Source organism: Aeromonas sp. 75A (assembly GCF_051919425.1).
Classification (GTDB): domain Bacteria; phylum Pseudomonadota; class Gammaproteobacteria; order Enterobacterales; family Aeromonadaceae; genus Aeromonas; species Aeromonas veronii.
The window spans coordinates 565,228-580,065 of sequence record NZ_JBQBES010000002.1; the positions used below are offsets into that span (position 1 = coordinate 565,228).

The 14,838-nt window shown below is 60.2% G+C and carries 13 protein-coding genes; 8 read left to right on the forward strand and 5 right to left on the reverse strand.

The features are described from left to right. Positions 1-60: 60 nt before the first annotated feature. From ACTG2T_RS02485 to ACTG2T_RS02495, 3 genes are all read left to right on the forward strand, one after another. Complete coding sequence (locus ACTG2T_RS02485; protein ID WP_330124964.1) at positions 61-1,683, forward strand: methyl-accepting chemotaxis protein; 1,623 nt, start codon at positions 61-63, stop codon at positions 1,681-1,683. Between the two features lie 174 nt (positions 1,684-1,857). Beyond that, complete coding sequence (locus ACTG2T_RS02490) at positions 1,858-2,388, forward strand: DUF1523 family protein (protein ID WP_005337948.1); 531 nt, start codon at positions 1,858-1,860, stop codon at positions 2,386-2,388. Next, positions 2,385-2,681 (forward strand): winged helix-turn-helix domain-containing protein, encoded by a 297-nt coding sequence (locus tag ACTG2T_RS02495; RefSeq protein WP_139494470.1) that lies wholly within the window; start codon positions 2,385-2,387, stop codon positions 2,679-2,681. The genes ACTG2T_RS02490 and ACTG2T_RS02495 overlap by 4 nt, the downstream gene beginning before the upstream one ends. 100 nt (positions 2,682-2,781) lie before the next feature. Here ACTG2T_RS02495 and ACTG2T_RS02500 read toward each other — a convergent pair whose 3' ends face one another. Both ACTG2T_RS02500 and rihA read right to left on the reverse strand, forming a co-directional pair. After that, the gene (locus ACTG2T_RS02500; RefSeq protein WP_330124965.1) at positions 2,782-3,249 is read right to left on the reverse strand and encodes a hypothetical protein; all 468 of its coding nucleotides are present in this window, start codon (positions 3,247-3,249) and stop codon (positions 2,782-2,784) included. Between the two features lie 33 nt (positions 3,250-3,282). Next, positions 3,283-4,218: a pyrimidine-specific ribonucleoside hydrolase RihA gene (gene rihA / locus ACTG2T_RS02505; protein ID WP_330124966.1), complete on the reverse strand. Its 936-nt coding sequence runs from the start codon at positions 4,216-4,218 to the stop codon at positions 3,283-3,285. Between the two features lie 222 nt (positions 4,219-4,440). Between rihA and ACTG2T_RS02510 the strand changes: the two genes are divergently transcribed. Continuing rightward, positions 4,441-5,169, forward strand: coding sequence for an RluA family pseudouridine synthase (locus ACTG2T_RS02510; protein ID WP_330124967.1), 729 nt, complete (start codon positions 4,441-4,443; stop codon positions 5,167-5,169). 140 nt (positions 5,170-5,309) lie between these two features. Here ACTG2T_RS02510 and udp read toward each other — a convergent pair whose 3' ends face one another. Beyond that, entirely contained in the window at positions 5,310-6,065 is a 756-nt protein-coding gene (udp, locus tag ACTG2T_RS02515) for a uridine phosphorylase (RefSeq protein ID WP_005337975.1), read from the reverse strand. Between the two features lie 382 nt (positions 6,066-6,447). Here udp and yiaY point away from each other — a divergent pair, with 382 nt between their 5' ends. From yiaY to ACTG2T_RS02530, 3 genes are all read left to right on the forward strand, one after another. Next, the gene (gene yiaY / locus ACTG2T_RS02520) at positions 6,448-7,599 is read left to right on the forward strand and encodes an L-threonine dehydrogenase (RefSeq protein ID WP_330124968.1); all 1,152 of its coding nucleotides are present in this window, start codon (positions 6,448-6,450) and stop codon (positions 7,597-7,599) included. A 137-nt stretch (positions 7,600-7,736) separates the two neighbouring features. Further along, on the forward strand, positions 7,737-8,075 hold the full coding sequence (bamE, locus tag ACTG2T_RS02525) for an outer membrane protein assembly factor BamE (protein ID WP_005337980.1): 339 nt from the start codon (positions 7,737-7,739) through the stop codon (positions 8,073-8,075). A 171-nt stretch (positions 8,076-8,246) separates the two neighbouring features. Further along, positions 8,247-8,876 (forward strand): NAD(P)H-binding protein, encoded by a 630-nt coding sequence (locus ACTG2T_RS02530; RefSeq protein ID WP_330124969.1) that lies wholly within the window; start codon positions 8,247-8,249, stop codon positions 8,874-8,876. 132 nt (positions 8,877-9,008) lie between these two features. On the opposite strand, the gene ACTG2T_RS02535 is transcribed toward ACTG2T_RS02530, so the two are convergent. Both ACTG2T_RS02535 and ACTG2T_RS02540 read right to left on the reverse strand, forming a co-directional pair. After that, positions 9,009-10,703 carry a pyridoxal phosphate-dependent decarboxylase family protein gene (locus tag ACTG2T_RS02535; protein WP_330124970.1) on the reverse strand — a complete coding sequence of 565 codons (1,695 nt, stop codon included), beginning with the start codon at positions 10,701-10,703 and terminating at the stop codon, positions 9,009-9,011. Between the two features lie 186 nt (positions 10,704-10,889). Continuing rightward, complete coding sequence (locus ACTG2T_RS02540) at positions 10,890-11,906, reverse strand: lipoate--protein ligase A (protein WP_330124971.1); 1,017 nt, start codon at positions 11,904-11,906, stop codon at positions 10,890-10,892. Between the two features lie 430 nt (positions 11,907-12,336). Here ACTG2T_RS02540 and ACTG2T_RS02545 point away from each other — a divergent pair, with 430 nt between their 5' ends. Further along, complete coding sequence (locus ACTG2T_RS02545) at positions 12,337-14,799, forward strand: diguanylate cyclase domain-containing protein (protein WP_330124972.1); 2,463 nt, start codon at positions 12,337-12,339, stop codon at positions 14,797-14,799. The last annotated feature ends 39 nt before the right edge of the window (positions 14,800-14,838 follow it).

The window sequence follows — 14,838 nt, forward strand, 5'->3', positions numbered from 1 at the left end:
ACAGCTCCTGACGTACATGTGTAAGATGTCGGCTCCTCCAATTCCGGATTAGAGCCACTTATGTCATTGAATAATCTATCAATACGCGTTCAGGTCTTGATACCTTTGCTGCTGGCCAGCCTGCTGATGATGGTGATGATCGCCATCAGTAAACAGGGTTTGGATGAAGCCATCAATGACATAGATGAGACGACCCAGAGCGTGGTCCAGCACAAGGACGATATTGCCAAACTGATCCACGCCACCTACCGGCTGCGCACCAGCGCCATCTATGGCCTCTACGATGCCAAGCTGTTTGCCGCACTGCCCGCAAACCTCAACAGCGCCGAGCAGGAGATCAACGCCATTCTCGGCCGTCTGGTGCTCCCCGGTGCCGAGCAGGATAACCGGCTGGTCGCTGCCGCCCTGCAGGCCTACCTCAGCCATACCCGCAGCAACATGCTGCCACTGCTGGCGCAAAAACATCAGGGTGGCGGCGATCCGGTCGCCTACGAGGCGGCTCGCCTCCATTTCCGCGAGCTGGGTGAACAGCTGATCAAGCAGATAGACAGCATGTCCGCCCATATCAACCAGCTGATCCAGCAAGAGCTGGCCGAAGAGCAGGCCCACTACGACGCCACCCTGCTGCGTACCCTGCTGCTCACCGCCGGTACCCTGCTGGCGGCGCTGATCTGTGGCTGGGTCCTCTCCGGGCGCATCGTCAGCCCCATCGGTCAGTTGCAAGAGGTGATGCACGCCGTGGCGCAAGGGCGCTTCAACGTGCGCGCCAAAGCGGAGGGCAACAACGAGCTGACCCGTCTGGCCAAAGATATCAACCTCACTCTGGGGCAACTTGGTAGCACCATCGAGAACCTGACCGGGATCAGCAACAGCGTCGCCTCCGCCGCCACCGAGCTGGCCGCCGTGATGACCCAGTCCGAGGCCAATGCAAAGCAGCAGCACAGCGAGATCGAACAGGTCGCCTCCGCCGTGACCGAACTCTCCAGCACCGCTGACAACGTCAACCACAACGCCGCTGTCGCCGACGAGCTGGCGCGGGATGCCAATTCTCGGGTCGAACAGGGGCTCGCCCTCTTTACCGAAAGCATCGCCGCCAACAGCCGGATGGCGGGCAGTCTGGAAGATGCCGCCGCCATCGTGGCCCAGCTCAAATCCCAGTCCGAGCAGATCGGCAAGGTAATTGAAGTGATTCAGGGGATCTCCGAGCAGACCAACCTGCTGGCGCTCAATGCCGCCATCGAAGCGGCCCGTGCCGGTGAAACGGGGCGCGGCTTTGCGGTGGTGGCCGACGAAGTGAGAATGCTGGCGGCCCGTACCCAGGACTCCACCAAGGAGATCCAGGCCATCATCGAGCGGCTGCAGAGCCAGTCCCAATCCGCCAACAACGGCGTGCAGGAGACTCTGGAGATCCTCAGCCATAACCAGCGCTTGTCGGCTCAGGTACAGGATCTGCTGAGCGGCATTACCGGTGCCGTGCGCCAGATCAACGACGCCAACGCCCAGGTCGCCACCGCCGCCGAGGAGCAGTCCTGCGTTACCGCCGACATCAACCGCAACATCACCAATATTCACGAGATCGTGAGCCAGAGCTCTGCCGGCATCAGCCAGAGCGCCAGTGCCAGCAACGAGCTCTCCCAGCTCGCCGAGCAGCAACGCAAGCAGCTGGCCCAATTCCAGCTGTAAGCGCACAAAGTGAACCAGACAAAAAGGCCCGCAAGGGCCTTTCTTGTTGATGGAGCAATGGCTTTGTCTCTGTTTTAAACGCCATTTTTGGCCGTTGGTGCCATAAGGGGCTGGGCTGCCCTGTCAAATATCGGTATGGTAGAGGCACGTTACTCCCCCTCACGTGAGCACACCATGAGCCTGAGATTCAAGAAACCCGCTTTTATCGCCCTGGGGCTCATCGCCCTCATTTCCGCCGCCTGGCTCGACTACTACCTGCCGGAGCACACCATCGCCACCATCACCGGGGTCGAGGTGAAGCGCACCGACAAGGATGGCCCCATCAGCCAGAAGAACCCGGCTGACGGCCCCACCACCGACGTCTATTACATCTACACCGAGCGCCCCGGCGAGAAGATCCGGGTGTTTCGCAATGAAGATACCGAGTGGGGCTGGCCCTTCTACTTCAAGTTCAACGCCGCCGACGTGCAGGCCAAGGCCAAGTCGATGGAGTTCGAGAAACGCCTGGCCATCATTACCTCCTACGGCTGGCGCGTGAACATGTTCTCCATGTTCCCCAACGTCACCAAGATTGAGAGTACCGAGCCTGACGCCTCCACCTGGAGCTTCTTCCGCTGGTTCTGGTTCGGCCTCTGGGCACTGGTGATGGGCAAGGCAGCCATCGCAACCTGGCGCTACTTCGATCGTCTTGAGGACGAGATATGAGCGAGCCGAGCAAGACCCGCACCAGCTTCTACCGGCGGCTCTACGTGGCCTGGCTGATCAGCCAGGGCACGGATACGGTACCTGCCATCATGGAGGCGACCGGCATGCCGCGCCGCACCGCGCAAGATACCCTGAGCGCGCTGGCCGAGCTCGACATCAGCTGCGCCTTCGAGCAGACCGAGGGGGCTCGCCACCTGCAGGGGCACTACCGCATCAGCGACTGGGGCCCCATCAACCCAGCGTGGATCAAGTCTCAACTGCCGCTTATCAAAGAGACGTTGAGCTATCCCTGATCCGGGAACCGCTCTGCAATCACACTCTGCTTTAAATTAAAGAGGGGCCAGCCGGCAAGGCTGGCCCCTCTATTTCAGGCCGATGGCGTGACAGGTCGCCCTACTCGGGCATGGCCGAATCCTCAAGCTCCCCGTCAGACTCACCGCGGGTGCAGTCGATGATGGAGCGCTTGGGGTTGTTGGGGTCGCGCACCAGCAGGGGCGCCAACCCCTCGTCATGCTTCTGCTCGTCGCCAAACTCGCTGCCGTAGGCGTTGTGGGTCAACCGGCGGGCATTGGCGATGGGAGTATCAACAAAGAGGGCGTGCACTTCGAAGCTGGAGGCTGGCACGATAAAACCGACCACCGGCAGGCCGTGCAGCTCCTCGTGCACCTTGTACCAGGCAAAGCCGTCACTCACCTTGTAGGGGGTATAGTTGGCCAGTTGTAGATTGGCGGGCCTGCCCGTCTCATCCACATAGAGATCGGTAAATTCACAGGTCGCCAGCCCCTGCCATATCCGCTCGAATGGCGTCGCACAGCCCATCAGTTGCAACCCGGCCAGCAGCACCAAGCCTCTCTTCCACATTCCCCGCCCCTTCTTGCAAAAATGAACCGGCGCTCAGTCAAACGCCCGCAGCCGCGTCACCAGCAGATCGATAAAGCCCGGACGATCCAGCCCCAACAATACCAGCGCATTGGCTGGCTTGCCGGTCAGACCATAACGATCCACCACCGTCATCCCCACGGTATGCTCCCCCCGGGTCTCGATATCGACCCGGCACTCGACCCCGTGGAACAGCTCGGGAGCCAGCAACCAGGCAATGGTACAGGGGTCGTGGAGCGGTGCACCAGCAAATCCCCACTTGGGATCCCGATGGTAGATCATGAAAAAGTCGAGCAGCCCGGCCACGCACTGGGCCACCGGATTGGTGATGGCGCGCACCCGCTCGATATCCTCATCCATCACCTGTGCCTCATGGGTCACATCGAGGCCGCACATGGTGATGGGGATGCCCGACTTGAAGACCATATCGGCCGCTTCCGGGTCCACATAAATATTGAATTCCGCGGCCGGCGTCCAGTTGCCGGCCCCTGCGGCGCCCCCCATCAGCACGATGCGAGCGATCTTGCCCTTTAGCTCTGGGTGAGCCGCCAGCAACAGGGCGATATTGGTGAGCGGGCCGGTCGGCACCAAGGTAACCGGCTCCGGGCTCTCGCGCAGACATCTGGCCATCAGCTCGATCCCCGTCATGGCCTGCGGGGCAAAAGCGGGATCCGGCAGTTTGGGACCATCGAGACCCGATTCGCCGTGAACGTTGTCGGCGATGATAAGCTCCCGGGCCAGCGGTTTCGGCGCCCCGGCCGCCACCGGAATATCGTCGCGTCCCAGCAAGGTGAGGATGCGCAGGGCATTGTTGAGGGTCTTGTCCGGCGTCTGGTTGCCCGCGCTGGTGGTAACCGCCTGCACCTTCAGTTCAGGGCTGGCCAGCGCCAGAATGAGGGCGATGGCGTCGTCGTGGCCGGGATCACAATCGAGAATAACGGGCTGTGCCATGGGATGAGTCCTTACAACATAACAGGGAGCCATACCTTAACAAGCAAGCCTCGGATGAACTCGGGAAGGGGTCACAAAACGGGGCCTTATTGCTGACCTGGGCGGTTTGCACGGCACGCCACCTCGCTCAACACGGCTCACTATCAAAAGTTTGCATGGCGTCATGCCGTTCATTTTCCGAGGCTGCGCACCACCCATTCGCCCGGCCGCGCCGGTTCGGGTATGATCGTCCCCCGTTTCCAGCCCGTGTGCCCTATGTCTGTTATCGTCGACACCTTTATTGCCCCGCCCTGCAATGCCGCCATCGAGATCCTGTTTGAGGATGAGCATCTGTTGCTCATCAACAAGCCGAGCGGCCTGCTGAGTCTGTCAGGCAAGAACCCGCAGAACCTCGACTCAGTTCACTATCGACTGGTGCAGGATTTCCCAGGCTGCACCTTGGTGCATCGCCTAGATTTTGGCACCTCAGGCATCATGGTGGTCGCCAGAAACAAGGCCATCAATGCCCTGCTCTGCCAGCAGTTCAGCCAGCGGGCGGTGAGCAAAGCCTACAGCGCCCTGCTGTGCGGTCATCTGATTGAAGACGAAGGGGTTATCGACGCCCCCATCGCCAAGGATCCGGCCCTCTTTCCGCTGATGAAGATCTGCGCCGCCAGCGGCAAACCCGCCCGCTCCCACTATCAGGTGATTGAGCGGCTGGAGTTGCAGATGCAGGGGCAGACCGTGCCTTTGACCCGGGTACGACTGGTGCCGGAGACCGGCCGCACCCATCAGCTGCGCATCCACAGTCAGCTGCTGGGCCACCCCATCCTCGGCTGCGATCTCTATGGTGGCCTGATTCCCCCCGGCTGCGAACAGGCACCGCGGCTGATGCTGCACGCCAGCGAGCTGGATTTTGCTCATCCGGTGAGCGGCGAGCCAATGCAAGTACGCAGTCCAGCGTCGTTTTAGAGGCAATGGCTAGGAACAACAAGTGCGAGTGCGACGGGATCAGTGAAAGGCGTGACGGGAGAGGAAAAGCGGTAAACGGCGGATAAAGATAGGGGCCGCGCTTTCGCAACGGCCCCCACCCCCCACTCTTTGTGGTGCTATCAGATCAGCTTGCGGGCAGCGCCCAGTACGATCTTGATGGCATCAGATTCAGTCTTCGCCATGGTCTCGGCGTTCGGGATCTCTTGCTGGGTACGGTTGACGATAACGCCAGCCACCATACCGGCACGCAGGCCCTGGCTGGAGCACATGGTCAGCAGGGTTGCAGACTCCATCTCATAGTTCAGCACGCCCATGGCTTGCCACTCTTTCATGGAACCCTGGAAACGGCTCACTACACGGCCGGATACGGTGTCGTAACGCTCCTGACCCGGGTAGAAGGTGTCAGAGGAGGCAGTCACACCGATGTGCAGCTTGGAGCCCATCTCTTTGGCGGTGTTCACCAGCGCTGTGGTGCAGTCGAAGTCGGCAACAGCCGGGAACTCCATCGGTGCAAAGTGCAGGCTGGCACCGTCGAGGCGCACGGAACCGGTGGTCACGATCACGTCACCCACGTTCAGGTGCGGCTGGATGGCGCCGGTGGTGCCGATGCGCAGGAAGGTGCGAATACCCAGCTGGGCCAGCTCTTCTACCGCGATGGAGGTGGACGGGCCACCAATACCGGTAGAGCAGATGATCACGGCCTTGCCGTCCATCTCGCCGCGCCAGGTAGTGAATTCACGATGGCTGGCCAGGTGCACCGGGTTATCCAACAGCTCTGCGATACGCTTCACGCGCTCGGGGTCACCGGGGACGATCGCCAGGGTGGCGCCTTGCAGATCCGCTTTCTTCAAACCCAAGTGAAATACATCAGACATATTGGACTCCTGGTTGCCCCCTGCCAGCATGGTCAGGGCACAAGTTAAGATGATTCTTTATGATACTTTCAAGCCTTTACCCCCCTCTTCGGGGAGGCGCCAACTATGGTCGAAAGCGCTTTCCAATTCCTTGAAGCGCCTCACACTTCCACGCATTGACAGTGACAAACATTGCGCAAAACGTTTGCTAACTCAATGAAATAATTGACAAACGTTTTTCTGCGAATCGAGTCAGATGCGAGAAAGTCAAGCCTGGTTCAGCGCTTAATTAACGACTCGTGATCGACCCCGTAAAGTTGTAAACAAGATGCTTTTGTATCCCTTTCTAGATGGTAGCCTGGCTCTTAACTACCACTTAATGGCTAACTATAGGAAGTCCATCATGGCTACATTCAAGTTCTATATTCCCGCTATCAACCTGATGGGTGCCGGCTGTCTGCAAGAGGCTGCCGCCGATATCAAGGGTTACGGCTATCGCAAGGCGCTGATCGTCACCGACAAAATTCTCAACCAGATCGGCGTGGTCGCCAAGCTCACCACCCTGTTGGCTGAACATGGCATTGAAAGCGCAGTTTTCGATGAGACCAAACCCAACCCCACTACCAGCAACGTTGAAGCGGGTCTGACCATGATCAAGGCCAACGGCTGCGACTGCGTCATCTCGCTGGGTGGCGGCTCGCCCCACGACTGCGCCAAGGGTATCGCGCTGGTCGCCGCCAACGGTGGCAGCATCAAGGATTACGAAGGGGTGGATCGCTCCGCCAAGCCACAGTTGCCGCTTATCGCCATCAACACCACCGCCGGTACCGCCTCCGAGATGACCCGCTTCTGCATCATCACCGACGAAGCGCGCCACGTGAAAATGGCCATCATCGACAAGCACGTTACCCCGCTGATGTCGGTCAACGATCCCGAGCTGATGCTGGCCAAGCCGGAGGGTCTCACCGCCGCCACCGGTATGGATGCCCTGACCCACGCCATCGAGGCCTATGTCTCCACCATCGCCACCCCAGTGACCGATGCCAGCGCCGTGATGGCCATCGAGCTGATTGCCAAGCACCTGCGCACCGCCGTTCACCATGGCGATGACCTGCATGCCCGCGAGCAGATGGCCTACGCCCAGTTCCTAGCCGGTATGGCCTTCAACAACGCAAGCCTCGGTTACGTGCACGCCATGGCCCACCAGCTGGGCGGTTTCTATGACCTGCCCCACGGTGTCTGCAACGCCGTGCTGCTGCCCCACGTTCAGGCGTTCAACGCCCAGGTCAGCGCGGCTCGTCTGAAGGATGTGGCCCGCTACATGGGTGTAGATGTGAGCACCATGAACGACGAGCAGGGCGCCGCCGCTGCCATTGCCGCCATCAAGCAGCTGGCGCTGGATGTGAAGATCCCGGCCGGTCTGGAGCAACTCGGCGTCAAGGCCGATGACTTCGATACCCTGGCCAGCAACGCCCTGAAAGATGCCTGCGGCTTCACCAACCCGAAACAGGCGAGCCGCGAAGAGATCGTTGCCATCTTCCGCGCGGCGATGTAACGGCCACCGGATTGCCAGAAAGGGTCGCAGTGCGGCCCTTTTTATTGGCTGATGGATCAATGGCTTTTTACTTCCGTGGAGGGAGTCGGTATGATTTGCCGAGCCAAAAAAGACTGTATGGATGATCTGAACTCGATATGCGGATGAAACACCTGATTGCCGCGGCTTTGACCGCCCTCACCCTCTCCGGTTGCAGCCTGGTCTATCGTATCGATATTCCCCAGGGCAACTATGTGGAACAAAAACAGGTCGACAAACTGCGCCAGGGGATGACCCGCGAGCAGGTCAGCTATGTACTGGGAACCCCCATGCTGCGTGACGGCTTTGACCCCAACACCTGGTACTACCTCTATGAATTCCAGCCGGGCCACGGCGACAAGGAGCGCAAAGAGCTCACCGTCACCTTCGCCAACGACAGGCTGACCACAGTGACGGGTGACTTCCCGCTGCCAGCAGCCTTCAATACCCCGCTCTGATATCCCGCAAAACCGGCCTCGCGCCGGTTTTGTTTTATCCAGCCCCGCGTAATTCATCCTGCCCGACAACACTGAGTCATTTCTCCCCATTGCAGCTACCCGCAAATTGCCTGATGCTGATGAGCAGCCACCATGGCATCAACACCATCGAATGACACAGGGAGAATCACCATGAGCCGGATCCTGATTGCCGGAGCCAGCGGCCTGATCGGTCGCGAACTGGTGCAGCAACTGCCTGCCGAACATGAACTGACCCTGCTCTGTCGCAAGCCGGGCAAGGAGGCGCACCACTGGCTGCCGGTCAATTTTGATGATCTGGCCAGCGTCACCCTCTCCCGCCCGGTGGATATCGCCTTCTGTGCCCTCGGTACCACCCGCAAAGAAGCGGGCTCTGCCGGGGCGTTTCGTCGGGTCGATCTCGACTATGTCATCGCCTTTGCCGAGCTGGCCCGTCGCCACGGTTGTCAGCGGCTGATCGTGGTCTCGAGCATGGGAGCCAACACAAGTTCCCCGGCTCTCTACCCGCGTACCAAGGGAGAGATGGAGCAGGCCCTGCTGGCCCAATCCTGGCCACGGCTCGCCATCGTGCGGCCCGCCATGCTGCTCGGAGATCGCCAGCCACCGCGCCTCTCCGAGCAGATTTTTCAGACCATCTACCCGCTGTTTCGGCCGCTGCTGGTGGGCAAGCTCGCCCGCTGGCGCGCCATCGAGGCCCGTCAGGTGGCTCGCGCTATGATCGCCCTCTCGAAACTGCCCGCCGGGTGCGAGATTGTCGAAAACGAGCAACTGCTGGCCCTCTGAACCCGGCCTTTTCCACCGCTTTCGCATTCAGTCGTGAAAACAGAAGGGCAAGCCAACCGGCTTGCCCTTTGTTTATCTGTTGGCGAAGTTCCTAACCACCCTGGCCACTATCGGTGGTCAGGAAGAGTGCCATCAACCGCGAATATGGTCGATAAAGGCGTCGATCTGCTCGCGAGTGCAGGCAGGATTCATAAAGACCGCCTTCTCCCCGGCGATGTAGGAGTACTTGCCGCGGGCGTCATAGTCGGAGTGGGCCACCGCCTCCACCCAGTTGGTATAGAGCCCGACTTTGCCACGCCCCTTGAACAGGCTGCGGTGATAGTCGGTATTGCGCTGCAGCCGCGCCTTGTAGGCAGGATCGCCGGAGCGGGCCAGCTCGAAGGCGAACTCGGCCTCCGGATCGCTCACCCACTCGGGGTTGTAGATCTTGAAGCCGACACTCGGCCCCTGGTTCTCCTGCGCCACCAGCTTGACGTTGCCAAGCTGACTCAGGCGATAGCGGAAGTAGTTGGCATTTTGCAGGCAGTGGGCCAGCACGATGCGATACCCCTCCACTCCCATGTAGTTGAGCGCCGCATAGGCACCGAACAGGCCGCTCGCGCCACGGGAGCACTCGATGGTGGATTGCAGATGGGTCTGGCCCTGAATGTCCCGCTCGAAGTAGGAGAAGTTCTCCGGGTCATTCTCCATCGCCTTGAGATCGTCCTGCTCCTTGATCATCACCAGACTGGAGGTGTAGGGCACATAACCCCACTTCTGGAAGTCGACAGTGAAGGAGTCGGCATATTTGAGCTCGGCAAAGCGCGCCACGTTGCGCTCGATCCCGGCCAGGGTCGCGGCATTGATGCCAAGCGGGTTGGCGGCAAAGTCGTAATCGAGGAAGAAGATCATCGACCAGCCGATGGCGGCATCGACGTGAATGTGCGGTTTGACCGCCACTTCGAACTGCTCGCAGAGGCGATTGCGCAGCTCGAACACGGGTTTCACCTGATCCACCCCGAAGGTGTCGGTGGTACCCATGGTGAGCATGATGGCGGGCACCACGTGTTTCAGGGCAAAACAGGCTGTCAGGGTGCGTTCGAGGTGGTCGAGATCGATGTCGTTGTTCTCGCCGACCTGAATGCGGATGGTCTTGTTCTCGATGTCGACCCCGAGCAGGGAGAGGTTGGTGATGTTGGAGTAGTGACCGCCCTGGGAGTTGATGATGCGGTAATCCTGATAGTGGCCGAGCCCCTTGTGCTTGGCTTGTGGCAAGGTTTTGCGAATGCCGAGCAGGTAGCCGTAGAGGTTACAAAAGGTCCCCCCTTGGGTGAAGATGCCGGTGGCGCGAGCCGGGTCGTAACCCGCCAGCAGGGCAATCTGGCGCACTACCTTCTTCTCCAGCTCTTCGGCCACTCCGGCATATTCGGAGTAGACCAGATTGGGGTTGGCCAGAATACCCATCTGGGCGCCATAGATAGCGGGATCCGCCGACATGGTGATGACGTTCTCGACGCTGGAAGGGTTCTCCCAATCCTTCGACAGCGCGGCGGCAAACAACAGCTCGGCCATCGGCTCGCCCGGGGTGCGCATGGTGGCGGGCACTGGCATGGTCTCGCAGAGATCGGCCAGGCGGGCGCGGCCATCTGGCCAGGCATTCAAACGGGCATCGGGCGCCAGGCCACGGGCCCGAAATTCATTGAGGCTGGCGAATCCGGGTTCGCGAAAGACTGGCCAGAGATCGGGATTACGTGAGAAAAAATTGGCTTTAACGCTGGCAAACCGGTTGGCAAACAGGGGGGAGACGGCGTTGACACTTTGGTCTTGAAGATAAACTAAGTCACTCATTTTTATACCATTAGTACAGCAAATGTCCGGCCCTTATACTCTCGGGTCTGGCGCATCAACAGAGACAATAACTAATGGCCTGCCATACTTTTTGTTATGTTTTAGCCATGGCAAGGGGCAGAAAAAAGGCGCTTTTTATGCGCCTCTTTATATTTCGTGATCCCGATCACTTCAGCAGTTGTGCCTTCAGCGCAGCGCCGCCAGCAGCCAGTCGGCAAACTCGCTCAACGCCTCGCGACTGGCCGGGAACTCCCCCTGCCACCCTTGCAAACAGCTGGCGATCGCATCAGGGCGATAGGGACAACTCACCAGCAGTTGGGCCAGCCGATCGAAGGGGGCCGGATCCAGGGTGTCGCTGAAAATCTGCGCCCGCACTATGCTCCCCTTCTCCACATCAAAATGCAGCTCCACCCCGCCCCAGCCAAAGCGCTCTTCCAGCAGATGAGTGAAGGCGGGCGCGTGGCCAAAGTTCCACTCCCAGCTGCGCTGGCGAGCGAAGGTCTCGGCAAAACCGGGCAGATCGGGCATCAGCTCCGGGGAGATATGCTCGGGCTGCACCCGCTCGCCATAGTGTTCAAAAAAGGCGGCGGCCAGCGCATCGCTCACCTGATGGTGGTCAATCCCCGGCAGCAGTTCGCACAGATTGGCCACCCGACCGCGCACCGAGCTGATCCCCTTGGCCGCCAGCTTCTTGGGATCGGGGTTGAGGTAGTTGGCGAGCCGACCGAGATCGGCGTCCAGCAACAGGGTGCCGTGGTGAAACCCGCGATCCAGGGTCTCCCTGTAAGCCGACCCCGATACCTTGCGCTCCCCGTCCGGAGTCGCCACCAGCAGGTCGTTGCGACCGGAGGCAAAGGACTCAATCCCCAGTCGCTTGAGCCCGTCCAGCACGATGGCGGTGGAGACGCTCTTGTCATACTCCGGCTTGCCCGCCATGAAGGTGAAGCAGCTGTTGCCAAGGTCGTGAAACACGGCGCCACCACCGCTGCTGCGGCGCGCCAGCGTCACCCCGTCCTCTTCCATGCGGCGGGTGTTGCACTCCTTCCACGGGTTCTGGGCACGGCCAATCACCACGGTATTGGCATTGCGCCAGAGGAACAGCACCCGCTGGCCGGGGTCCATCTGGCGGAAGATGCACTCCTCGACGGCCAGATTGAACAGGGGATCGTGAGAGTCGGAGACAAGCAGACGCAAGCGGGACATAAAAAGACCTTATCCGGAACTGGGGGCAGCATGATAACACTGACGGGGTACCATCACTGAGCCATCGCACATTAACCGGTGCGCAGCAGCCGCGATACATTTGCGTCACACCTGACCGCCCCATAAAAGTATCTATTGATATAACGACACAGCTTGACGTGCAACCACGGAAAAAATGCAGTCAAGCCACAATGACAACGATAAAAACGGGAAAAAGTGGCTAGAATGCGACCACTTCGATAGGCCATATGACTCTCTTATTGGTCACATAACTTGCAAAAAAACGGCATGTATCCATCCCATGTGATGAACGACACAAAAATGACTTTCCAACCCCCCTATACCCTATTGCAAACGCCTTTTCTCCCCTTGCAGGTGACACAAAATTGCTTGAATCTAGCCTAGACACCGCTCCCGAGAGAAACGTTGTATGACGGAGAACGCAGCCCCCCGCCAGCGCCTCAGCTGGTTTATGCCAATGCTGGTCAGTATGGTCATCGCGACCCTGACCTCTCCCCCCGTGCGAGCCGGCGAGCAGGTCATCGTCCAGTTGCCGTGGCAACACCAGTTCCAGTTTGCCGGTTACTACGCGGCCATCGCCAAAGGGTTTTATCGGGAGGCCGGTCTGCATGTCACCCTGCGCGAAGCGGACTCCCGCACCGATGTGGTCAGCGAGGTGATCTCGGGAAAGGCCCAGTTTGGCATCAGCGGCAGTGATCTGCTGCTGGATCGGGCTGCCGGTCGTCCGGTGGTGGTGCTCGCCGCCCTGCTGCAGCACTCGCCGCTGGTTCTGCTCACGCTGGATCGGCCAGATATTCGCAACCCGGCCGATCTGGCCAACAAGCGACTGATGCTGGAGCCTGGCTCCAACGAGCTGCTGACCTACCTTTCCCACCATACCCGCAGCCGCGACTGGGTCACCCTTCCCTACAAACAGGGGATAGAGGCACTGCTGGCGGGCAAGGTGGATGCCATCAGCGCCTACAGCACTACCGAGCCCTTCTATCTGCAACAAAAAGGGATCCCCTATCGGGTCTTCAGTCCGCGCACCATCGACTTCGACTTCTACGGCGACAACCTGTTTACCTCCGAGCGGGAGCTGATCACCCGACAGGATCGGGTCTACGCCTTCCAGCAGGCCAGCCTCAAGGGGTGGCGCTATGCGATGGACCACCCCGAAGAGATGATCAACCTCATCATGGAGCAGTACCCGACCGGGGCTGGCCGTGAACAGCTGGAGTTCGAGGCTCGCGAAACCAGAGAGCTGATGCAGCCGGATTTGATTGAACCCGGCTACATGCAGCAGGAGCGCTGGCTGCAGATCGCCAAAACCTATCTGGAGGCGGGCATGCTCACGGTATTGCCCAACCTCGACCGCTTTATCTACGACCCGGCGCAGGAGCGGCTGCGCCAGCAACGGCAACTATTCGACAAGAGCGTGGCGGTGGCCATGCTCATCACCTTTACCCTGATGACCCTGCTCGGCATCTTCTTGCACCTCTATCTGCGCCTGCGCCAGGAGGCGCGAGATCGCCAGCGGCTGACCCGTGAACTGGCCCAGAGCGAGCAGCACTATCGCTTCGTAGCGGAGAACAGCGCCGATGTGATCTGGACCATGGATGCCGCCAGCTTGCGCTTTCGCTACGTCAGTCCGGCCATCACTCCTCTGAGCGGCTACGAGGCCCCAGAGCTGTTTGCCCTGCCCCTCAAACAGCTGCTGCCGGATGCCTCAAGGCAACTGCTGCGCGAGGAGATCTCTGCCACTCTGGAGGCCTGGCAGCGGGGAGAACATGACCAGACCCGCCGGGTCATTCGCACCCAGCTGCGCCACAAGGATGGCCATCTGGTGGCCACCGAAACCATCACCACCCTGCATGGCAACCACAATGCCCAGCCGGAGGCGATCCTCGGGGTCACCCGGGATATCACCGAGCGGGCAGCGCGGGAGGAGATGATGCGCCGCCTCGCCTTCTACGACCCCCTCACCGGGCTGCCCAATCGCCGTTTGCTGCAGCAACGGCTCAAGGAGCTGATGGAGCAGGAGGCGCCCCGTCCGCTGGCATTGATGTTTATCGATCTCGATCACTTCAAGCCGATCAACGACACCTTCGGCCATGAGACCGGGGATATTCTGCTCAATATGGTGGCCAAGCGGATGAGCCACTGCGTGCGCAAACAGGATCTGGTGGCACGGCTGGGGGGCGACGAGTTCGTTATCTTGCTGCCGGAGAGTGGCGACGAAGTGCTGGCGGTGGCCGACAAGCTGCACCAGCAGCTGCGCCATCCGTTCCAGCTGGAGGGGCAGGAGCTGCTCATCTCCAGCAGTATCGGGCTGGCGCTCTATCCCGAGCACGGGGAGGATGCCAAGACGCTGATGCACCACGCCGATCAGGCCATGTATCAGGCGAAGAATCGCGGCCGCGGCCGGGTCTGCCTCTATACCGAAGGCCTTGATCCCGAGCAGGGCGCCCTGCTGTGGCAACCCGGCCACGAGTGCGGTCACCCGCGTATCGATGCCGAGCATCGCCAGCTCTTCGTATTGACCAACCGGCTGCTGGAGCGGATGAAAGATCAGCACGAGGATCCGGCCCCGTTTCTGGAGAGTCTGGAGAGCCTGTTCGACATGGCTCGTCACCACTTCGCCTTTGAAGAGCAGATGCTGGCGGAGATCGACTATGAGGAACTCGTCAGCCACCGTCAGGATCACCAGCGCCTGCTAAACAAGGCGGGCCAGCTGCTGCACGCTGCCAAAGCGGGGACGCTGGGCAACGACGAGCTGCTCAACTTCATCATTCAGGAGCTGGTAGTCGGCCACATGAGTCAGGCGGATCGCCGCTACTTCCCTCTGTTCAGATCTGAGCGCAGCGTGTCGGTTGCGGAGGTGGTCACCTAGTCCCCCCTGTTCAGCCCCGAGCGTAATGCGCCTCTTGCG